The organism is Rugosibacter aromaticivorans (genome assembly GCF_000934545.1).
Lineage (GTDB): Bacteria > Pseudomonadota > Gammaproteobacteria > Burkholderiales > Rhodocyclaceae > Rugosibacter > Rugosibacter aromaticivorans.
On the sequence record NZ_CP010554.1, the window covers coordinates 2,459,828 to 2,481,387 of the forward strand.

At 56.4% G+C, this 21,560-nt stretch carries 18 protein-coding genes; 13 read left to right on the forward strand and 5 right to left on the reverse strand.

The genetic code is table 11. The annotated features are described in order from the left end of the window. Positions 1 to 342 precede the first annotated feature (342 nt). The 12 genes from PG1C_RS12235 to PG1C_RS12290 all read left to right on the forward strand — a co-directional run bounded on the left by PG1C_RS12235 (position 343) and on the right by PG1C_RS12290 (position 11,113). Entirely contained in the window at positions 343 to 1,371 is a 1,029-nt protein-coding gene (locus tag PG1C_RS12235) for a quinone-dependent dihydroorotate dehydrogenase (RefSeq protein ID WP_202635027.1), read from the forward strand. Positions 1,372 to 1,452: 81 nt separating this feature from the next. Beyond that, the gene (gene rsxA, locus PG1C_RS12240; RefSeq protein WP_202635028.1) at positions 1,453 to 2,037 is read left to right on the forward strand and encodes an electron transport complex subunit RsxA; all 585 of its coding nucleotides are present in this window, start codon (positions 1,453 to 1,455) and stop codon (positions 2,035 to 2,037) included. Continuing rightward, positions 2,038 to 2,595 carry an electron transport complex subunit RsxB gene (gene rsxB, locus PG1C_RS12245; protein ID WP_202635029.1) on the forward strand — a complete coding sequence of 186 codons (558 nt, stop codon included), beginning with the start codon at positions 2,038 to 2,040 and terminating at the stop codon, positions 2,593 to 2,595. A gap of 2 nt (positions 2,596 to 2,597) precedes the next feature. Beyond that, a complete protein-coding gene (gene rsxC, locus PG1C_RS12250; RefSeq protein WP_202637060.1) occupies positions 2,598 to 4,361 on the forward strand; it encodes an electron transport complex subunit RsxC in 1,764 nt (587 codons plus the stop codon). Positions 4,362 to 4,388: 27 nt separating this feature from the next. Next, positions 4,389 to 5,429: an RnfABCDGE type electron transport complex subunit D gene (locus PG1C_RS12255; RefSeq protein ID WP_202635030.1), complete on the forward strand. Its 1,041-nt coding sequence runs from the start codon at positions 4,389 to 4,391 to the stop codon at positions 5,427 to 5,429. After that, on the forward strand, positions 5,426 to 6,172 hold the full coding sequence (locus PG1C_RS12260; RefSeq protein ID WP_237218183.1) for an RnfABCDGE type electron transport complex subunit G: 747 nt from the start codon (positions 5,426 to 5,428) through the stop codon (positions 6,170 to 6,172). Before PG1C_RS12255 ends, PG1C_RS12260 begins: the two co-directional genes overlap by 4 nt. Positions 6,173 to 6,175: 3 nt before the next feature. Further along, positions 6,176 to 6,871: an electron transport complex subunit E gene (locus tag PG1C_RS12265; RefSeq protein ID WP_202635031.1), complete on the forward strand. Its 696-nt coding sequence runs from the start codon at positions 6,176 to 6,178 to the stop codon at positions 6,869 to 6,871. After that, complete coding sequence (gene nth, locus PG1C_RS12270; RefSeq protein ID WP_202635032.1) at positions 6,868 to 7,527, forward strand: endonuclease III; 660 nt, start codon at positions 6,868 to 6,870, stop codon at positions 7,525 to 7,527. Before PG1C_RS12265 ends, nth begins: the two co-directional genes overlap by 4 nt. Next, positions 7,520 to 7,945: a DUF1841 family protein gene (locus PG1C_RS12275; RefSeq protein ID WP_202635033.1), complete on the forward strand. Its 426-nt coding sequence runs from the start codon at positions 7,520 to 7,522 to the stop codon at positions 7,943 to 7,945. The genes nth and PG1C_RS12275 overlap by 8 nt, the downstream gene beginning before the upstream one ends. A 273-nt stretch (positions 7,946 to 8,218) precedes the next feature. Beyond that, positions 8,219 to 8,884, forward strand: a complete 666-nt coding sequence (locus tag PG1C_RS12280) for a dienelactone hydrolase family protein (RefSeq protein WP_202635034.1) — start codon at positions 8,219 to 8,221, stop codon at positions 8,882 to 8,884. 189 nt (positions 8,885 to 9,073) lie between these two features. Next, positions 9,074 to 9,916 carry an AAA family ATPase gene (locus tag PG1C_RS12285; RefSeq protein ID WP_202635035.1) on the forward strand — a complete coding sequence of 281 codons (843 nt, stop codon included), beginning with the start codon at positions 9,074 to 9,076 and terminating at the stop codon, positions 9,914 to 9,916. Between the two features lie 12 nt (positions 9,917 to 9,928). Further along, positions 9,929 to 11,113: a vWA domain-containing protein gene (locus PG1C_RS12290; protein ID WP_202635036.1), complete on the forward strand. Its 1,185-nt coding sequence runs from the start codon at positions 9,929 to 9,931 to the stop codon at positions 11,111 to 11,113. A gap of 24 nt (positions 11,114 to 11,137) precedes the next feature. Here the strand turns inward: PG1C_RS12290 and tfpB are convergent, their stop codons facing one another. Further along, positions 11,138 to 12,934, reverse strand: a complete 1,797-nt coding sequence (gene tfpB / locus PG1C_RS12295) for a type IV pilus assembly ATPase TfpB (protein WP_202635037.1) — start codon at positions 12,932 to 12,934, stop codon at positions 11,138 to 11,140. A 129-nt stretch (positions 12,935 to 13,063) separates the two neighbouring features. On the opposite strand from tfpB, the gene PG1C_RS12300 reads away from it, so the two are divergent. After that, positions 13,064 to 13,528 carry a hypothetical protein gene (locus PG1C_RS12300; RefSeq protein WP_202635038.1) on the forward strand — a complete coding sequence of 155 codons (465 nt, stop codon included), beginning with the start codon at positions 13,064 to 13,066 and terminating at the stop codon, positions 13,526 to 13,528. A gap of 98 nt (positions 13,529 to 13,626) precedes the next feature. Here PG1C_RS12300 and htpG read toward each other — a convergent pair whose 3' ends face one another. The 4 genes from htpG to nirB form a co-directional block, all read right to left on the reverse strand. Continuing rightward, the gene (gene htpG / locus PG1C_RS12305; protein WP_202635039.1) at positions 13,627 to 15,579 is read right to left on the reverse strand and encodes a molecular chaperone HtpG; all 1,953 of its coding nucleotides are present in this window, start codon (positions 15,577 to 15,579) and stop codon (positions 13,627 to 13,629) included. A gap of 245 nt (positions 15,580 to 15,824) precedes the next feature. Further along, positions 15,825 to 18,629, reverse strand: coding sequence for a nitrate reductase (locus tag PG1C_RS12310; RefSeq protein WP_237218347.1), 2,805 nt, complete (start codon positions 18,627 to 18,629; stop codon positions 15,825 to 15,827). A gap of 40 nt (positions 18,630 to 18,669) precedes the next feature. Then, positions 18,670 to 18,978 (reverse strand): nitrite reductase small subunit NirD, encoded by a 309-nt coding sequence (gene nirD / locus PG1C_RS12315; RefSeq protein WP_202635041.1) that lies wholly within the window; start codon positions 18,976 to 18,978, stop codon positions 18,670 to 18,672. A 25-nt stretch (positions 18,979 to 19,003) separates the two neighbouring features. Beyond that, positions 19,004 to 21,496: a nitrite reductase large subunit NirB gene (gene nirB, locus PG1C_RS12320; RefSeq protein WP_202635042.1), complete on the reverse strand. Its 2,493-nt coding sequence runs from the start codon at positions 21,494 to 21,496 to the stop codon at positions 19,004 to 19,006. Positions 21,497 to 21,560: the final 64 nt, after the last annotated feature.

Here is a 21,560-nt window from a genome sequence, read left to right on the forward strand (position 1 = left end):
CCAGCAGTAACAGATTCTGCACGGCAGAAACCGTACAGAACGTGATCAAATCCCCCCTTTAACGGGGAGCTTCATCCGCTTTCAGACCTTCGATTTCAGTCCGATTGCCTGTTCCCACCACCAGCTCGGCAAGCACCTACACCTATCGGTTGTTTGGTTTTTAAAGATCTTTGCCTCACCCCCGTTTCCAGGGCTTCCAAGCCTTCTCTACATCCAGCAGAGAAACAAGATTATAGGTGCAGCGCTTTACCTTGTAAAGGGGGTTTGAACTTTTCTTTACAAATTTTTTCTGCTGCTACGAATTACAATCCCTTCGTTCAACATATACGTATATAGAACTGAATGAACCTCTATCCATTATTACGCCCTCTTCTTTTTACGCTTGATGCGGAACGGGCGCACGAATTGACATTGCATGGCATTGCATTACTGGATCAACTGGGTCTCCCGCGGCCCCCAAGGCATACATCCCCGTCAGTTGAAGTCATGGGTTTACACTTTCCCAATCGAATTGGGCTTGCCGCAGGACTGGACAAGAATGCCATCGCGGTGGATGCGCTAAGCCGTCTGGGCTTTGGCTTTCTTGAGGTAGGCACAGTCACACCTCGACCACAACCCGGAAACCCGGCACCCAGATTGTTCCGCCTGAGCGACCAAGAGGCAATCATCAACCGCATGGGGTTCAATAATGCCGGGGTAGACGCCTTGTTGGCCAGACTGCAACATGTGAGATACCAGGGGATTCTCGGCATCAATATAGGTAAAAATTTCGACACGTCAATAGAGCGTGCAACAGAAGATTATCTCATCGGTCTGGACAAGGCTTATGCACATGCCAGCTATGTGGCTATCAACATCTCTTCACCAAACACTCAGAATCTGCGTCAATTGCAAGGTCAATCCGAGCTAGATAACCTGCTTGGAAGTTTAAAGCAGCGACAAACCCAGCTCGCTGATCGTCACGGGCGCCTTGTTCCAATGGCACTAAAAATTGCTCCCGATCTTGATTCCAGCCAAATCACTACTATTGCTGACGCGCTACGTCGTCACGGCATTGATGCCGTTATTGCAACCAACACCACGCTAAGCCGTAAGGGGATTGAAGGGTCATCCCTTGCCGCTGAAGCGGGTGGCTTATCGGGCAGCCCCTTGTTTGAAAAGTCCACAGCCGTTGTCCGCGCCCTCGCTCACGCGCTAGGAGGAGAAATTCCAATCATTGCCGCAGGAGGGATTACCACGGGTGCGCGGGCTCGCGCCAAGCTAGAGGCTGGTGCAACCTTGGTTCAAGTCTACAGTGGTCTCATCTATCGCGGCCCGGTGCTCGTAAAAGAATGTATTGCAGCCACACAAAGCTACCAGCAGGGCATTTGACACCGTTGCCGAAACGTCTGCAAAAGCAGGATAATCGAGCCTCCATTCATTTACAGAGCAGATGCATAGCTTGCATGCGTCATGACTAGCTATCTCTTCATCATTCTCGGTGCCGTTCTTGTCAATAACGTCGTCTTCGTTCGTATCCTCGGCTTGTGTCCGTTCATGGGAGTGTCGAAGAAGCTGGAGACAGCCATCGGCATGGGTGCGGCCACTACCTTCGTACTCACCATGGCGTGTGGCACGAGCTACATCATTGACCGCTGGCTATTGATGCCGAACCAGCTCGAATATCTGCGCACATTGTCTTTCATTGTCACCATCGCCGCCATTGTCCAGCTCACCGAGCTGGCTATTCAGAAAACCAGCCCGTTACTGCATCAAGTGCTTGGCATCTACCTGCCGCTCATCACGACCAATTGCGCGGTGCTGGGCGTGCCGCTGTTGAACGTCGGGTTGAAACACAATCTGGTTGAATCGCTATTGTTCGGCTTTGGTGGCGCGGTCGGATTTACCCTGGCCATGATTTTGTTTGCCGGCATCCGCGAACGGCTGGAAGGCGCGGATGTGCCCGTGCATTTTCGCGGCACGGCAATCGCCATGATTACCGCAGGCCTGATGAGCCTGGCTTTCATGGGCTTTGCCGGTCTGGATAAGTACAAATAAATGCTCGCCGCGCTTCTTGTCATGGCGCTTGGCGCCGTCATCCTTGGCGCTGCGCTGGGTTACGCGGCAGTCCGGTTTCGTGTCGAAGGCGATCCATTGACCGAAAAGATCGACGCCATTCTGCCGCAAACCCAGTGCGGCCAGTGCGGTTTTCCCGGCTGCAAACCTTACGCCACAGCCATTGCCAAAGGCGAAGCGGACATCAACCAGTGCCCGCCCGGCGGCGACGAGGGCATACGCAAGCTGGCCGATCTGCTGGGGCGCGAGTACAAGCCGCTGTCTGCCGAGCATGGTGTTGAAAAACCCAAAGCGCTCGCCGTCATTGACGAACAGCGCTGCATTGGCTGCACCCTGTGCATCCAGGCCTGTCCGGTCGACGCCATCGCCGGTGCGGCCAAGCAAATGCACACGGTCATCGCCGCCCAATGCACCGGCTGCGAACTCTGCGTGCCGCCCTGCCCGGTCGACTGCATCACGATGGAACCGGTTGCCGAAACCGTGGCCACCTGGAAATGGAAATATCCGGTCGTGGCCATCAAACCAGCCACCGCCCACTGATCATGTTGCGCCGTTTGTTTGATTTCAATGGGGGCATCAAGCCTGATTATCATAAAGAGGTGTCCACTCGGCTGCCTATCGCCGCACTACCTATCACCGTCCCCCAAGGGGGCTTTCCAGAGACGGATTCAAAGCTTCGTGGCGTATTACCAGCGCCGACTTTTCTGGTCATTCCATTGCACCAAACTATCGGCGGCACACCGCGTCCGCTGGTGAGTGCAGGAGATCGCGTACTCAAAGGCCAGCGCATCGGTGCCACAGACGGCGACATGTCTTCCGCCGTCCATGCCTCAACATCGGGACGTGTCGTGGCTGTCGAGATGCGCCGCATGCCGCATCCTTCAGGGCTCTCTGCGCTGTGCGTGGTAATCGAGGCCGATGGCCACGATGAATGGATTGAACGTCAGTCGTTTGACTACCGTCACCACACACCCGAAGAAACCCGCGATTACCTGCGCGATGCCGGCGTCGTCGGCCTGGGCGGTGCGGTGTTCCCCACACATCTCAAACTATTTTCAGGCCAAGGCGCCGGCCAGCAAGGTACACTGGATACTTTGATCATCAATGGCGCCGAATGCGAACCCTTCATCACCTGCGATGACCTACTGATGCGCGAACGGGCCGATGCCATCATCCAGGGCGTTGCTATCCTGCGCGACCTGCTTGCCGCAGGGCAAGTGCTGATCGGCATTGAGGACGACAAGCCGGAAGCGATTGCCGCCATGCAGGTCGCTGTCCGGTCGTGCAATCAAAATGACATGGAAGTCATTGTCGTGCCCACGCGTTACCCGGCAGGTGGCGCCAAACAGCTCATTCGCGTGCTGACCGGCATCGAAGTGCCGCACGGCAGGCGCTCCACCGATTATGGTGTGCAGTGCTTCAACGTCGGCACCGCCTATGCGGTTCACGAAGCGATCAATCTCGGGCAACCACTGATTTCACGCATCGTCACAGTCGCCGGCAATGTCGCCACGCCGCGCAATTATGAGGTGCTGATTGGCACCTCGATGAAAACATTGCTCGCTCAAAGCCAGCCCTTGCCCGACACCGACCGTCTGATCATGGGCGGGCCGATGATGGGCGTGACCCTGCCGGGTGACGATGTGCCCGTGGTCAAGGCCACCAACTGCATTCTGGTCAGCTCACCCAAACTCTTTCCACCGCCGCCGCCCGAAATGCCCTGCATCCGCTGCGGCGAATGCGCCACCGCCTGCCCGGCTGATTTGCAGCCATTTGAGCTGTATTGGTACTCCCGCGCCAAGATATTCGGCAAGGCGCAGGAATATCACCTCTTCGATTGCATTGAATGCGGCTGCTGTTCGTATGTCTGCCCCTCGCACATTCCGCTGGTGGATTATTATCGTTTTGCAAAAAGCGAAATCTGGGCGCGCGAAAGCGAAAAAGATGCTGCCGACAAAGCGCGCGATCACTATGAGTTCCGCCAACTGCGTGAAGCGCGCGAGCTACAAGAAAAAACTGCGCGACTGGCTGCCAAGACAGCCGCCAGCCGTGCCGCACTTGCCGCAGGAAATACCACAACACCGGCCGCAGCACCTGTCGCAGAATCCACAGGTGAGTCCACCAAGGCGCCTTCGCCAAATGCAGCCTTGATTGCCGCCGCACTCGAACGCGCTCGTGCCCAGCAGACAGAGCCCCAAAACACGACGAGTCTGACGCCAGAACAGCAGGCCGAAATTGCCGTCATCGACGCCCGTCGCGCGGAAATCCGCGCGCAGGCTCACCCGCATCTCCCACCAGACGATTAACCGCCAGACAATCAACATCTGCGCCCCATGAATAACTCGCCCTACCTTCTCAAAGCGGCCAGCGTGCAATCCGTCATGTTGCGCGTGCTGCTCGCCTTGCTGCCTGGTCTGGCCGCTTATGTCTGGTTTTTTGGCGCGGCGATTATGGTACAGATCGTGCTGACTTCGCTCACCGCGCTCGCCGCCGAAGCGCTGGTGCTTTACCTGCGCGGCAAGCCACTGGCGCTCTTTCTGACCGACGGCTCGGCGCTGGTTACCGCCTGGCTGATTGCATTGTCCTTTCCCCCGCTCACCCCGTGGTGGCTGGTGGTGCTTGCTACCCTGATTGCCATCATTGTGGCCAAGCATCTTTATGGCGGCCTCGGGCAAAACCCGTTCAATCCGGCCATGGTCGCCTTTGCCCTGATGATCGTCGCGTATCCGCAATTCATGTCGCGCTGGCCTGGCGTCGACGCCATCGACTTTGCAACGCAGTGGAACCTCATTTTCGGTCTGCATGCAGACCATGCGCTCGATGCGCTGACCATGGCCACGCCGCTTGATGCACTGCGCACCGCCTTGCACAGCACCGGCACCATCGTCGACACACCCGCCACTGTAGCCAACACATTGGCGAACAATCCCGCCATCGGCCATCTAGCCAGTCGTGGCTGGGAATGGATTGCCGCAGGCTATCTCGCTGGCGGCCTGTGGCTGGTGCAGCAACGCATCATCACCTGGCATTTGCCCGCGGCATTTCTCGCCACCTTGTTTCTGCTCTCGGGCCTGGCCAGTTTCATCAACCCGGCCGACTTCGCCGGACCGTTGTTTCACCTCTTCGGCGGCGGGGCGATGCTGGCCGCTTTTTTCATTGTCACCGACCCCGTATCTGCTGCCACCACGCCTTGCGGCAAACTCATTTTTGCGGCCGGCGTGGCGCTGCTGACCTGGGTTATCCGCAGCTTTGGCGCTTACCCGGATGGCATTGCTTTTGCCGTGCTGCTGATGAACACTGCCGTACCGCTGATTGACATGACCACCCAGCCGCGCGTTTTCGGACATAAGAAAAACGGTGATGACAGGCCATGACCATGCCGCACGACACCATGGAAAATTCCATCCCGCAGGCCAGTCCGCCGCGCAGCGCACTGCACATCGCCCTGCGCACGGCAGCGATTCTGCTCGCCTTCACGCTGGTCTTCACCACGCTCATGGCCAGCGCCTATTACCTCATGGCACCGCGCGTTGCGGCCAGTGCACAAGCCGAAAAACTGCGCCTGATCGGCGTGGTGCTAGCGCCGTCTAGTGACGGACTTTTGAATCCGTCTTTGGACAAGACTTTTTACGATAACGATCTGCTCACCGATGCCATCACCCTGCCACCGACCAGTGCTTTGGGGACAAGCGAAGAAACCCGCCTGTTTCGCGCGCGCAAAAACGGGCAGCCAACCGCGCTGATTTTTGAAGCCACCGCGCCGGATGGTTATTCCGGCAAGATCGGGCTGTTGCTGGCGGTGTCTGCCGAAGGGCAGCTACTCGCTATGCGCGTGACGCAACATAAAGAAACACCAGGTCTGGGCGATTACATTGATCCAAAAAAAGATCGCAACAAGGTGCGGCCATGGATCACGCAGTTCTCTGGTATCGGTTTCGACAGCGTACCGCTCGAACAATGGCATGTGAAAAAAGATGGTGGTCACTTTGACCAGATGGCCGGTGCCACCATTTCGGCACGTGCCGTCACCAACGCCAGCGGCCGTGCCCTGGCCTGGGTGAATGATCATCGCGAAAAACTGTTTGCCTTGCCCGCGAACAGACTTTATAAGGAGTAAGCCATGAGCACCTTTAACGACATCGCCAGGAACGGCGTCTGGAAACAAAACCCCCTGCTGGTGCAATTGCTCGGCCTGTGCCCCCTGCTGGCCATTAGCACCTCGCTGGTGAATGCCGTGAGTTTGGGGCTGGCAACTATTTTGGTCATGATGCTGGCCAGTCTCGCGATTGCCAGCCTGCGTGCCCTGATACCGTATGAAATTCGCATCCCGGTGTTTGTGCTCATCATTGCCGCGCTAGTGACCATAGTTGATCTTTCCTTCAATGCCTTTTTGCACGACCTGTATCTGGTGCTCGGCATTTTTATCCCGCTGATTGTCACCAATTGCATCGTGCTGGCACGTGTCGAAGCCTTTGCCGCTAAAAACGGGCTGGGTGTATCCACGCTGGATGGCGTAATGATGGGCGCAGGCTTTTTGTGGGTCATCGCGTTGATCGGCGGCTTGCGCGAGCTGATTGGCCAGGGCACCTTGTTCTCCGGCATCGACATGATTTTCCCTTCACTCTCCGGCATCCAAGTGCTGCCTGCGGACTACCCCGGTTTTCTGATCATGATGCTGCCGCCGGGCGCCTTCTTTACGCTCGGCCTGTTGATCGCAGGCCGCAACTGGATCGAGGCACGTGCCAATCAGCGGCTGTTGAATCAGCGCCAACAGGCTGGCAAACCCGTTGAAAATACACCCCCCGTTGCGGCATGACGTCGGCCAAAGTTCGCGAGTTTTTCACGCGTCTGGCAGCGCGCGATCCATCCCCCCAAACCGAGCTGGAATACGCCACGCCCTACCAGTTGCTGGTCGCCGTTGTGCTCTCGGCGCAAGCCACCGACAAGGGCGTCAATCGCGCTACACGGCTATTGTTCAAAGATTATCCCACCCCGCAAGCCATAGCTGCGTTGGGCGTAGAAGGCATTGCTCGTTATATTCAAACCATCGGCCTTTACCCGACCAAAGCTAAAAATATTGCCGCGCTCACGCAACTTTTGCTTGCGCGTCACGGCGGCGAAGTGCCTCACGATCGCGCTGCGTTAGAAGCGCTGCCCGGCGTCGGGCGCAAGACAGCGAATGTCGTGCTCAACATCGTGTTCAACGAGCCGACCATCGCGGTGGACACACATATCTTTCGCGTCGGCAATCGCACCGGCCTGGCTCCCGGCAAAACCCCCGAGGCTGTGGAGCAAAAACTGCTGAAAGCGGTTCCCAAAGAGTTTCGTCTGCATGCGCACCACTGGCTGATTTTGCATGGCCGTTACACCTGCAAGGCGCGCACGCCAGATTGCCCAAACTGCATCGTGCGCGACCTGTGCGCATACAAAGACAAAACTCCAGAAAAAACTCAGGAAAAAACCCATGTTTAACCCCAGCCGCGATCAAGCCCGCCAATTCATCATCAACGCCTGGCACAAGCGCCGCCAGGCGACGCCTGCCACGCCACTGGAAACCCTCGCTGCGGATCTGATCGACTTGCACCCGGAATATCACGCACTGCTCGAAGCCGACGACGCGCTGACGAACGAATGGACGCCGGAACATGGCGAGACCAATCCCTTTTTGCATTTGTCATTGCATCTGGCAATTGAAGAACAGCTTGCCATCAATCAGCCAACCGGCATTACCGCACTCTTTAACCAATTGCTGGCGTGCCACGGCGACCGCCACGAGGCGCTGCATGTGGTGCTTGATTGTCTGGGCGAGACGCTCTGGCGCGCCCAGCGCGATGCCCAGCCGCTGGATAGCAACGCCTACCTAGATTGCCTGCGCCGCGCTGCGGGCTGAAAAGTTCCCGAAGGCGACCCGGAGGTAGTGCAGAGCAAGCACCGCGCTGGTGCTGATGAAGCAACTGCGCTACAAGGCGGTCGAGAAAAAATGCTCTGATGAAGCCCCTGCGCAGCAGGGCGGTCGAGCGAAGTGCACTCTCCTCGCCGCAGCGGATGGTGAGACGGCGCAAAATGACCCCACAAGGGAAAGACGCACGCCTATCAGCAACGATGACCGATTTCAGGTAAGTTTGCGAAAATGCTTTTCAACCACTAACCGAAGGAGCGAACCATGGGACATCTGCTGGACTTCAAGCGACCAGACAACACCAACTGCCGAGGCTATCTGGCAACGGCCGGGCAGGATCGCCCTGGCGTCGTGGTGATTCAGGAATGGTGGGGATTGAATGACCAGATTTGCGGCGTCGCCGACCGCTTTGCGCGCGCCGGGTTTAACGCGTTGGCGCCTGATCTTTATCACGGCCGCATCACGCAAGACGCTAACGAGGCCAGCCACATGATGAATGGCCTCGACTTTCCCGGCGCCACGCACCAGGATATTCATGGTGCCGTGACGCACCTGCAACGGATCAGCAGCCAAGTCGGTGTCATGGGTTTTTGCATGGGTGGCGCACTCACCATCGCCGCCGCCGTGCATGTGCCCGCACTCTCGGCCGCCGTCTGTTTCTATGGTATTCCACCGCAGGAATTTGCCGATCCAGCCAACATCCGCATCCCTTTTCAAGGACACTTTGCCACCCAGGATGACTGGTGCGTGCCCAGCATGGTCGATGCACTGGAGGCCACCTTGCAAAAAACCGGCGTATCCGCCGAAATTCACCGCTACGAAGCCGCTCACGGATTTTTCAACGAACGGCGCGGCGATGTCTACAACGCCAATGCGGCCAGCCAGGCATGGGAGCGCATGATCGCCTTTTTCACTCGCCACCTTGACTAACGCGCGCAAAACACGATACCTAACCGCTAGATAACGCCAACTATCTCGACTCCCTACGTCTCGCGGCAGGCTAAAAGTCGGCGCTGGTGGGACGGCGCCGATGTGCCGATATCGGTAGTAAAGAAGATGCCTGAGTCGGTCTTGGTCTGGGATAATCCCCATCATCCATCCTAACTCACGAGAACCACTATGCGCTTTGAAGGAACCGACACCTACGTTGCCACGCCCGACCTGATGCTGGCGGTGAATGCCGCCATCACCCTGCAGCGCCCGCTGCTGATCAAGGGCGAGCCCGGCACCGGCAAAACGCTGCTGGCCGAAGAAGTGGCCCGCGCGCTGAATCTGCCGCTGTTGCAATGGCATATCAAATCCACCACCAAGGCACAGCAGGGCCTGTATGAATACGATGCGGTCTCGCGCCTGCGCGATTCGCAACTGGGGGATGAAAAGGTCAAGGACATTGCCAACTACATCGTCAAGGGCGTGTTGTGGCAGGCGTTTGAACGTACAACACCCGGCGTCATTCTGATCGACGAGATCGACAAAGCGGATATCGAGTTCCCCAACGACTTGCTGCGTGAGCTCGACCGTATGGAGTTTCATGTCTATGAAACCCGGCAGACGGTGCGCGCTGTCCAGCGGCCGATAGTCATCATTACCTCAAATAATGAAAAAGAACTGCCCGATGCCTTTTTGCGGCGTTGCTTCTTTCACTACATCAAGTTTCCCGACAAGGGAACCATGCAGAAAATTGTTGATGTGCATTTTCCCGAGATCAAGAATGCCTTGCTCAAGGAAGCGCTGGAAGTCTTTTTTCAACTGCGCGATGTGCCGGGGCTGAAGAAAAAACCGTCTACATCCGAGCTCATCGACTGGTTGAAACTCCTGCTCGCAGAAGACATCCCCCCCGAGGCGCTGCACTCGAAAGACCAAAAGGTTGTTGTGCCACCGCTGGCCGGCGCGCTCTTGAAAAACGAACAGGACGTGCATCTGTTTGAACGTCTGGTCAGAATGGCGCAACAGAATCGCTAGCACCTGCCCACCATGTTGATCGATTTTTTTCAGCATCTCAAACTGCGTAAACTTCCCGTGTCGACGCGGGAGTTTCTCACCTTGCTGGAAGCCCTGCAAAGGGGCCTGGCGAACCATTCGATTGACGATTTTTATATTCTCTCTCGCACTTGCCTGGTTAAGGACGAAACTCAGTACGATAAATTTGATCGCGCCTTTAGCGAATATTTCAAAGGTGTTGAAAACATTCCGGGCTGGGGTGGCGTTAATGGTGCGGAGATTCCCGAAGAATGGCTCAAGGCCTTGAGCATGAAGCACCTCTCGCCGGAGGACAAAGCCAAGCTCGAAAAGCTGGGCTGGGACAAGCTGATGGAAGAGTTCAAGAAGCGCCTGGAAGAACAAAAGGGGCGACACGAAGGCGGCAATAAATGGATAGGCACAGGTGGCACCAGCCCTTACGGCAACAATGGCCAACACCCGGAAGGCATACGCATCGGGGGAAAATCAGCGGGAAACCGCACGGCCATCAAAGTATGGGAAAGCCGTGAATTTCGTAATCTTGACGACACCGTTGAGCTGGGCACACGCAACATCAAAATCGCGCTGCGCCGTTTACGCCGCTTCGCCCGCGAAGGGGCGGCGGAAGAACTGGATCTGGACAATACCATTATCGGCACCGCGCGTAATGCCGGTTGGCTGGATATCAAGATGCGGCCGGAACGCCACAACAAGGTCAAGGTCTTGCTATTCCTCGATGTCGGCGGTTCGATGGACGATCACATTAAAGTCTGCGAAGAGCTTTTCTCAGCGGCCAAGAGTGAATTTAAACACCTGGAATATTTTTACTTTCACAACTGCATCTACGACTTTGTCTGGCGCGACAATCATCGCCGTCAAAGTGAGCGCTTTTCGTTACGCGACCTCATGCATAAATACGGCGCCGACTACAAAGTGGTTGTCGTGGGTGACGCGACCATGAGCCCGTATGAAGTGGTGCAACCCGGTGGATCGGTGGAATACAACAACCAGGAAGCCGGTGCGGTCTGGCTCTCTCGCCTGCAAGAAACCTGGCCGCATGCCGTATGGCTGAATCCCGAACCTGAGCGCTTATGGGATTATCGGCAGTCGATTGATTTGATCCGCACGATTTTTCGCAATCGCATGTTTCCGCTCACGCTGGAAGGGCTGGAGCGCGGCATGCGTGAATTGAACAAGTAGCTGAAAAAACTGCGCTTACCTGAATCAGCCCAGCGCATTCGCAGGCGGGGCGACTTTCATGATTTCCTCGATAGTCGTCACCCCTGCCGCCACTTTTCTGGCACCAGCGATACGCAAGGATTTCACGCCTTCACGCATTGCCTGCTGACGCAGGGTATCAAGATCCGCCCTGGTTGCGATCAGCCGTTTCAGTTCGGCCGACAACGGCATGATTTCGTAAATGCCGACTCGCCCCTTGTAACCCGTCATGCGGCAATCAAGGCACCCGACAGGCCGATACAGCTGCGCAGGCTGCTTTGATTTCCATGGCGTCACCAGTGCATTCCATGCCGCTTCGTCTTCGGCGCGCATGCCGCTGGGCTGCTTGCACTGCGGACACAAGGTGCGCACCAGCCGCTGCGCCATCACGCCGACGACTGTTGCCGCCAGCAAATAGGGTGGCACACCCAGATCAATCAGCCGCGTGATGGCCGAAGGCGCATCATTGGTGTGCAAGGTAGAGAGCACCAAATGCCCGGTTAAGGCGGCCTGAATCGCCATATCCGCCGTTTGCAAATCACGGATTTCGCCCACCATGATGATGTCCGGGTCTTGCCGCATCAGGGCGCGAATGCCCTCAGCGAAACCCATGCCGATATCCGGTACAACCTGCACCTGATTAAACGTGGGTTCGATCATCTCGATCGGGTCCTCCAGCGTACACACATTCACTTCGGGCGTAGCCAGCGCTTTCAAGGTGGAATACAGCGTGACCGTTTTACCGCTGCCCGTTGGCCCGGTGACCAGAATAATGCCGTTAGGATGGGCCGTCATACTGCGCCACGTTGCCTGTTCGCCGTCACCAAAACCCAGCTCGGAAAAATCACGCACCAGCACATCCGGGTCAAAAATCCGCATGACTAATTTCTCGCCAAAGGCAGTCGGTAAAGTGGCCAGACGCAGCTCGACCTCCTGACCATCTGGTGTGCGCGTTTTGATGCGGCCATCTTGCGGGCGACGCTTTTCCACGACGTCCATGCGGCCAAGAATCTTGATGCGGCTGGTCATGGCGTTGAGTACCGTCATCGGAATCTGGTAGACCTGATGGAGCACACCATCAATGCGAAAGCGCACGATGCCCAGATCGCGACGCGGCTCCACATGAATATCCGACGCGCGCTGTTCAAACGCATATTGCCAGAGCCAATCAACGATGGTGACGATATGCTGATCGTTCGCATCAAACTGTTTGTTGTTCTTGCCGAGCTCAACCAGCTGCTCGAAGTTTGAAGCACCGCCGGTGACATCCCCCTTCGCCTGCGCACCCTTGACAGATTTGGCCAGGTTATAAAACTCCACCTGATAGCGTGCAATATCCTGTGGATTAGCGATCACGCGGCGAATCTGCTTATTCAGAATCGGCCGAATCTCCGCCTCCCAGTTACGCTGGAATGGCTCAGCCGTAGCAATCACCACCTCGTCTACTTTCACCTGGATCGGCAGGATGCGAAAGCGTGAGGCATAGGCGTTGCTCATCACGCTGGTCACTGCCGAAAAGTCGATTTTTAGTGGATCAATATGCAAATAATCCAGCCCGGACCACGCCGCCAGCCACTGCGTCAGCAAATCCATATCCAGCACGCGATGCGGCGGCTGTAATGATTTCCAACGCTGTTCAGCCAGTATGACCAGCGGATGTATCTCAGTGGTGAAATGACGCCGCTCATTTTTAAAAGCAGCGGCCTGATCCGCGTCCACCAAACCGTCTGCAACCAGTGCATCGATCACTTCTGGCAGCTTTAAGCTGTGTTCCTTCATTTCTCGCGATGGGACGTGATTCATAGTGAAAAGCCGGCGCTGGCAATACGTCAAACTATAATCGAAAACGCGGTCAAAGAACGTACAAGAAAAATCACTCGGCAAGACAGCATTATTCTGTTTGCATTGATTGCAACGTCAAGGAGATCACGAATGTTCACATGGCGTCTTTTGATGACAGGGATTTTTTTATCATTGCCAGCCATCGCCCAACCCATAGTTCCGCCCGAAGTTCAGCCCACTACCCAACCAGTCGCTGACGAATGTGCGCAAGCACGCGACCCGGCTCACTGTGCAGCCCGTCAGGCGGCGCTGATCACCTGTGCAGAAAAGCGCGGGGCAGAAAAACAGGCATGCCTGCAAGAAAACCTGCCACCGGTTGATTGCAGCCAGACAGACAATCCCGAAGAATGTGCCGCCATTGAGCAATCAAAAGAAAAATGCGCGGGGAAAAAAGACGCCGCACTCACCGCTTGCCTTAACCCAGGCGCAACCGAACAGAAAGCGAAAAAGCCGCGCAAGCATATGAAGAAGAACCTCGGCAACAGAACCGGAAAAAAATCCGGAAAAACAACCAGAAAAACAAAGCCGCATTCTGGCGCTGCACGCCATCGCTAGCAGCGACGACTTTAGTCTGACTATAACCTGCGCAGGGTTTACCGAAATAGGCGCGGTGCCAAGCGCCGCGCCTTTTTATCAACCATCAACCAAAACCTTTAGCCAGCACGCATCTCCAGCATCAATTGGTTCATGCGCTTAACGAATGTCGCCGGATCATCCAGCTGGCCGCCTTCAGCCAACAGTGCCTGATCAAACAACACCTCGGCCCAGTCATTGAACATGCTGCCCTCGCGGTCTGCCTCGGCTTTCAGGCGCTGCACCACCGGATGCTGCGGGTTGATCTCCAGCGTCGGCTTGGCCGTCGGGGCACTTTGCCCAGCCGCCTTGAGCAAGCGTGCCAGATTGCCCGACATATCATTTTCCGCGCTCACCAAACACGCGGGGGATTCGGTCAGGCGATACGTCACGCGCACTTCTTTCACGCGCTCAGCCAATGACGCAGCGATTTTTTCGGTCAGTGCCTTGAACTCACCGGCAGCGGATTCCTGTGCCTGCTTTTCAGCCTCGTCTTCCAGCTTGCCCAGGTCCAAATCGCCCTTGGCGACGGACGCCAAGGATTTACCATCGAACTCGGTCACGTGCGAGACAACCCACTCATCCACACGTTCGGAGAGCAGCAACACTTCGATGCCCTTTTTGCGGAACACCTCAAGGTGCGGGCTGTTCTTCGCCGCATTAAAGGTATCCGCCGTGACAAAGTAAATCTTTTCCTGCTCGGGCTTCATGCGTGAGATGTAATCGGCCAGCGATACTGTCTGCTCGCTGGTGTCGCTGTGGGTCGATGCAAAGCGCAACAGGCCGGCAATTTTTTCTTTATTGGCAAAATCTTCGCCAACACCTTCTTTCAATACGCGGCCAAACGCAGTCCAGAACGTCGCGTACTTTTCCTTATCGTTCGCTGCCATATCCGTCAACAGCCCCAACACCTTGGCCGTGCAGCCCTTGCGAATGGCCTCGATGTCTTTCGATTCCTGCAAAATCTCACGCGAGACATTCAATGGCAGATCGGCCGAATCGACAATGCCGCGCACAAAGCGTAGATACGTCGGCAACAATTGTTCCGCATCATCCATGATGAACACGCGACGCACATACAGCTTGATGCCGTGCCGCACATTGCGATCATATAAATCAAACGGCGCACGCGCAGGAAGATACAGCAACTGCGTGTATTCGCTCTTGCCCTCTACGCGGGCATGCACCCACGCCAGCGGGTCTTCATAATCATGGCCGACGTGCTTGTAAAACGCTTTGTACTGCTCTTCAGTAATATCGTTTTTAGATTTTGCCCACAAAGCAGACGCCTGATTGACTGTCTCATCCTCATCGGTCACCACTTGGCCACCGCTCTCGCCGTCTTTGCCTTCGCGCCATTCTTCCTTCTTCATCACAATCGGTTGCAGAATGTGATCGGAATACTTGCGAATGATGCTGCGCAATTTCCAGCCGGACAATAAATCGTCTTGGTCGTCACGCAAATGCAGGGTGATTTCCGTACCGCGAACGGGTTTTTCGATCGCCTCGATGGTGAACTCGCCCGTCCCTTCGGATTCCCAGCGGACACCCTGATCTGCTGCCACGCCGGCGCGACGCGTGACTACGGTGACTCGATCGGCGACGATAAAGGACGAATAAAAACCCACACCAAACTGGCCAATTAACCCGGCATCTTTCTTTTGATCGCCGGAAAGCTGCGAGAAAAATTCACGCGTGCCGGATTTGGCAATGGTGCCCAAATTGGCAATGGCTTCTTCGCGGCTCATGCCGATGCCGTTGTCACTCACAGTCAGCGTGCGCGCTGTTTTGTCAAAGTTCACACGAATGCTGAATTCACCTTCATTCTCTAGCAGCGCGGCATTATTGAGCGCCTCAAAACGCAGTTTGTCGCAGGCATCCGACGCATTGGAAATCAGCTCGCGCAGAAAAATTTCGCGGTTGGAATACAGCGAGTGGATCATCAATTGCAAAAGCTGCTTGACCTCGGTCTGAAAGCCGAGCGTTTCACGCGCCGTCGTATTGGACAGACTGGATTGTGTCGTTGTTGTCATCGATATTTCCTAAAAAAATAATGGCTTACGGTGTTTTTCAGTAGCCGTTTATGGAGAGTGCCGCAAAATTATCGCAAAATCACGGCACCCCGGCAGGCACGATATGGGGCCAGTGCGGCGTATTTCAATGGGTAAAGCAGCCGAAACGGTGGTGCGGAGCTCTGTCACTGCATCTGCTACTGCTGCCAATAGTTTTGCCAGCGCCTAATTTAACTGGCTTAGTTGGCTTAGTTGGCTTAGTTGATTTAACTAGCCTTTGCCAGCGGCGTGCCCATCCGCCGCAGCTCCGGCAGGCAAGAACCACACGAGGTACCGCATTTTAGTTGTGCCTGCAGGGCATCAAGATCGGCACCTTGTCGATACAGGTTATTGATTTGCGTCTCGGTCACACCAAAGCAGTTACACACGGTACGCCCAGCAGATGCCATCGCCAAGGGAGGCTTGGCCGTCGCCGCAAATAGCCAGCGACGCAGCTCGCCTATTGACTGGCCACTGGCCATCAAATCACGCAACCAATCAGCAGCGGACGTCTCACCTGCTAACAATACGCCCAGCAAACGATCACTCGTTGCATCCGCTTTTGCGCGTTTGACAATGGCACGGTGTGGGTCGCTGTACGCGGTGCACTCTTCCAGCTCAAGTACGGCTACGAGCTTATCCAGCATCTCTTTTGACAATGGCATGGCATTTGCCACCGACAGCATCACGAAGGGATGCTCGCGCCCGGCAAGCGTGACTGCGGCATAGTCGAATGAGGGGAGTAATTTGGCCAACAAATCGCGCCAGCGCAACACTTGCTCATCCGCTACTTGTGCATCATCGGCCGCGCGCAGCGCGATTAGCCGATAGGGCAGTTCGACGGGCTCAATACGAATGGCGGCGGCTTTGAGTTCGGGCTGCTTCGATATTGGATCGAAAGCCGACAGCATCAGCTGATTGACGCCCGCATGAGACAACGAGCGCGCACCCCAGTGCATGGCGATGAACGCCTGGCCGGGTTTGAGTTCATCACTCGGGCTGACCGGCAGAATGATTTCGCCACGGCGACTTTTAATGCGCGCCAGCTCACCGGGCTTGAAGCCGCGTCGCTCGATGTCGAGCATATTGAGCAGCAAACGCGGCGTCGGTTCATGCGCGGCTAGCCGTGCAGCACGGCCCGTGCGGCTCATGCCGTGCCATTGGTCACGCAGGCGGCCGGTGGTTAAACGCAATGGATAACGGGCGTCGGTCGCTTCTGCCGTTAGCGTAAAAGTCAGCGGCGCAAATAGGGCGCGGCCATCGGCTGTGGCGAAACGATGATCGGCATAAAGCCGCGCTTGGCCGCCCTGTGCCCCTTGCGGAAAAGGCCATTGCTGCGGGCCGTTTTTTTCGAGGATGGCGTGACTCATGCCACTCATATCGAGATCGCGGCCAACAGTCAGGCCGACATGTTCGGCAAATATTTCGGCTGCATCGTTAAATTTAAATAAACGGTTCGCCGTATCATCAGCGCGCCCCGTAGGAAGTACCTTTGGGGTGCCGAGTTTTTCGCCGAGTTTTCCACCCAAGCGACGAGCAAACTCGGCAGCGATTTCCCAGTCCGGCCGCGCTTCGCCGGGCGGTGAGACCGCCGCGCGCACGCGTGAGATGCGGCGTTCGGAATTAGTGACCGTTCCCTCTTTTTCACCCCAACTCGCGGCGGGCAGCAACAGGTCGGCAAAGGTGGCCGTTTCAATATCGGCATAGGCATCTTGTACGACGACAAACTCCGCTTTAACTAACGCCTCGCGCACTTTCGTTTGATCTGGCATGGACTGCGCCGGGTTGGTACAGGCAATCCACACCGCCTTGATTTTTCCCTCATGCAAGGCATCGAACAACTCGACTGCCGTTTTTCCTGGCTGGTCCGGAATGCTGGGCACACCCCACAGCGCGGCCAATTCTTCACGGTCAGCGGCATTCGACAAATCGCGATGTCCCGGCAGCAGATTGGCCATCGCACCCACTTCGCGCCCGCCCATCGCATTGGGCTGGCCGGTGAGCGAAAACGGTCCCATGCCGGGTTGGCCAATTTTCCCCGTCGCCAAATGTAGATGAATCAACGCCGCATTATTGCTCGTGCCGTGGGTTGATTGGTTGAGCCCCTGACACCACATCGACAGCGGCGCTTTGGCCTGGCCGAACCAGCGCGCAGCCTTGACGATATCGTCCGCCGCCACACCGCACGTGGCAGCAGCGGCAGCGGGCGTGAGCTCACGAACTTTGTCGCGCAGCGTGGAAAAACCCGTGGTGTGCGCGGCGATAAAGGCTTCGTCCACCAGCCCTTCCCACAACATCACATGCAGCATGGTGCTGTAGAGAATCACATCGCTGCCCGGCGTGATGGCCAGATGTAAATCAGCCATCGCTGCTGTATCAGTATGGCGCGGATCGACAACGATGATTTTGAGTTCCGGGTTCTTCACCTTCGCATCCTCGATGCGCCGGAACACAATCGGGTGCGCCCAGGCGGTGTTGCTGCCCGCGAGCAAAAACAGGTCGCTCAAGGCAATGTCGTCATAGCTACAGGGCACTGCGTCCGACCCCAGCGTGGCCTTGTAACCCGCCACGGCAGACGACATGCACAGACGCGAGTTGGAATCGATGTTGTTAGTGCCCACCAACCCCCGTGCCAGCTTGTTGAAGACGTAGTAGTCCTCGGTCAGCAACTGACCGGAAATATAGAAAGCAATGGCATCCGGCCCATGCGCTTTGATGATCGCGGCAAACCGTTCGGCGGCGGTATCCAGCGCCGTATCCCAAGAAACCGGTACACGTGATTCGGCACGCGAGGTGCGCAGTTCGGGCACCAGTGCGCGCCCAGTGCGCTGCGTGGTGAGATGCAGGCTGGCACCCTTGCTGCACAGGCGGCCAAAGTTGGCCGGATGGTCAGGGTCGCCACGCACATTGATGATTTTCGCCGTCTCACCAGAGCCGACCTTTGAGCCAACCTTCGCACCGACTGTTTCAATAATCACACCGCAGCCGGTGCCGCAATAGCAGCAAACGGAGCGCGTCTCGCTCACCTGCATTCCCAAAGCTGGTTCCACAGCACCCATCACAAAGTGTGCCTCAAAGCGCTAGCAGCACCACGCCATTTTCAACGCGCACCGGATAAGTCGTGGTGCTGCCCTCATCAGGCGCGCAGGCCTCACCGCTGGATAATTCAAGATTCCAGCCGTGCAGCGGACAGGTGACGCGATACCCATGCACGATGCCTTGCGATAGCGGGCCAGCCTTGTGCGGACAGGCGTCGCGCAGCGCAAAAACAGTATCGTCCGCTGTACGGAATAAAGCAATACTCACTTCTTCGTGCGGCACCACTCGGCTACCGCGCAGTGGGATTTCTTCCAGACGACACACCTTATGCCATGTACTCAAAACTTTCTCCTGCGTGCTGTGCAATTCAAACGGTTTCAACGGGAACAGGCAAAGGCGTAAATTCCGCTGCCAACTGAGGTAAGGCTTCACCCGGCAAGCGCTCACGCCACGGATCAACGGCACCCTGCAACGCATACAGCAGGCGTTGATGCAAGGCTTTGCGATTATCAGCGTCTGCCACCACACGCTGCTTCACATAATCGAGACCCACGCGTTGCACATAGTGCACCGTGCGCTCCAGATACCAGCCCTCTTCGCGATAAAGCTGAAGGAAGGCGGCAGAATATTCCAGCACCTCTTCGCGCGTCGTCACCTTGCACAAAAACTCGGCAACCTCGGTCTTGATACCGCCATTACCGGCGACGTAAAGCTCCCAACCGGAATCGACGCCGATCACGCCAACATCCTTGATGCCCGCTTCAGAGCAATTACGCGGGCAGCCCGACACAGCCAGTTTCACTTTATGCGGCGACCACATGCCGAACAACATTTTTTCCAGCGCGACGCCCATGCTCATCGACTGCTGCGTGCCAAAGCGGCAATGCTCGGTGCCAACGCAGGTTTTCACCGTGCGTATGCTCTTGCCATAAGCATGACCCGACGGCATGTCCAGGTCTTTCCACACTGCGGGCAAGTCTTCTTTTTTAACGCCGAGCAAATCAATGCGCTGCCCACCCGTCACCTTAACCGTCGGGATGTGATATTTCTCCGCCACATTGGCAATGCGGCGCAACTCATCCGGCGTAGTCAGCCCGCCCCACATGCGCGGCACCACGCTGTACGTGCCATCCTTCTGGATGTTGGCATGCGCTCGCTCATTAATAAAGCGCGATTGCGGATCATCCTTCGCCTCGTGCGGCCAGGTGGAAATCAGGTAATAGTTGAGCGCCGGACGGCAAGTCGCGCAACCGTCAGGCGTATGCCAGGCCAGGGTTGTGAATACATCATCCAGCGAGAGCAACTTTTGCGTACGAATTTCTGCACGCACTTCGCCGTGCGTGAGTGCCGTACAGCCGCACATCGGCTTCGTGGTACGGTCGGCGGCCTGATAGGCACCACCGATGGTTGATGCCAATATCTGTTCAACCAAGCCGGTGCAGGAACCACATGAAGAAGATGCCTTGGTATGCTTCCGTACATCGTCGAGCGTGAATAAACCCTTCTCGCGAATCGCTTTGACGATCGTGCCTTTGCACACGCCATTGCAGCCGCAGACTTCGGCCTCATCCGACATCGCTGCCGCCTTCGATTGCCCGGCATGACCAGTGTCGCCCACGTGATTGTTGGTGAAGGCATCGCCAAACATCAGATGATCACGGATCGAGCCGACATCGCGACCTTCCTTGAGTAGCTGAAAATACCAGCCACCATCGCCCGTGTCGCCATAAAGTACGGCACCCACCAGACGATCATTTTCGATCACCAGGCGTTTGTAAATACCGCCGCTTTTGTCGTACAGCACAATATCCTCTGTGCCATCGCCGCCTGTGAAATTGCCCGCCGAGAAGACATCCACGCCGGTCACTTTGAGTTTGGTTGAGGTTACCGAACCCTGATAGCGGCTAATGCCCATTTGCGCCAGATGATTGGCGCACACCTTGGCTTGTTCGAATAACGGCGCAACGAGCCCATACGCTATGCCGCGATGTGCTGCGCATTCGCCCACAGCGTAAATACGCGGGTCAAACGTTTGCATCGTGTCAGAAACAACCATGCCACTCAGTTTGCCAACCCCGCAATGCAAACCAGTGGCCTCAGCCAGCGCCGTGTTGGGACGAATGCCCGCTGCCATCACCACTAGGTCGGCAGGAATTTCAGAGCCATCTTTAAACCGAATAGCCCCGACACGGCCCGACGCATTGGCTAACAGCATTTCAGTTTGTTTGCTCAGCAAAAATTTAAGGCCTTTGCTCTCCAGCGACGCTTGGAGCATATCGGCACTCGTCTTATCGAGCTGGCGTTCCATGATCCAGTCGCCGATATGCACAACCGTGACATCCATGCCGCGCAACTTGAGGCCATTCGCGGCTTCCAATCCCAGTAAACCCGCGCCTATCACTACGGCGTGTTTATGCGTTACCGCGGTGGCAATCATCATTTCAGTATCGGCAATATCGCGATAGGCAATCACACCGGGCAAATCGTTACCGGGCACCGGCAATATGAACGGAACAGAACCCGTCGCCAGCAACAGGCGGTCGTAGCCTGCGTCCATCGTCGCGCCGGCGCTATCTTCGGCGATCACTTTGCGCCCGACACGATCCACCTTCACGACCTTCTTACCCGTATGCAGGGTGATGCCGTTGTCCTTGTACCAGTCAAGGTCGTTCAACACGATATCGGCCAGCGTCATCTCGCCCGCCAGCACCGGCGACAGAAGGATGCGGTTGTAATTGGGGTGCGGCTCAGCACCGAACACCGTGATGTCGTAAAGATCGGGGGCCAGTTTTAACAGCTCTTCAACGGTGCGAATGCCCGCCATGCCATTGCCAACGACCACTAATTTTTGCTTTTGCATTTTCTATCTCCTACCAGGTTTATAACCATCTTAGTGAGCAAGACCTATGCCCGACCTTGTCAAG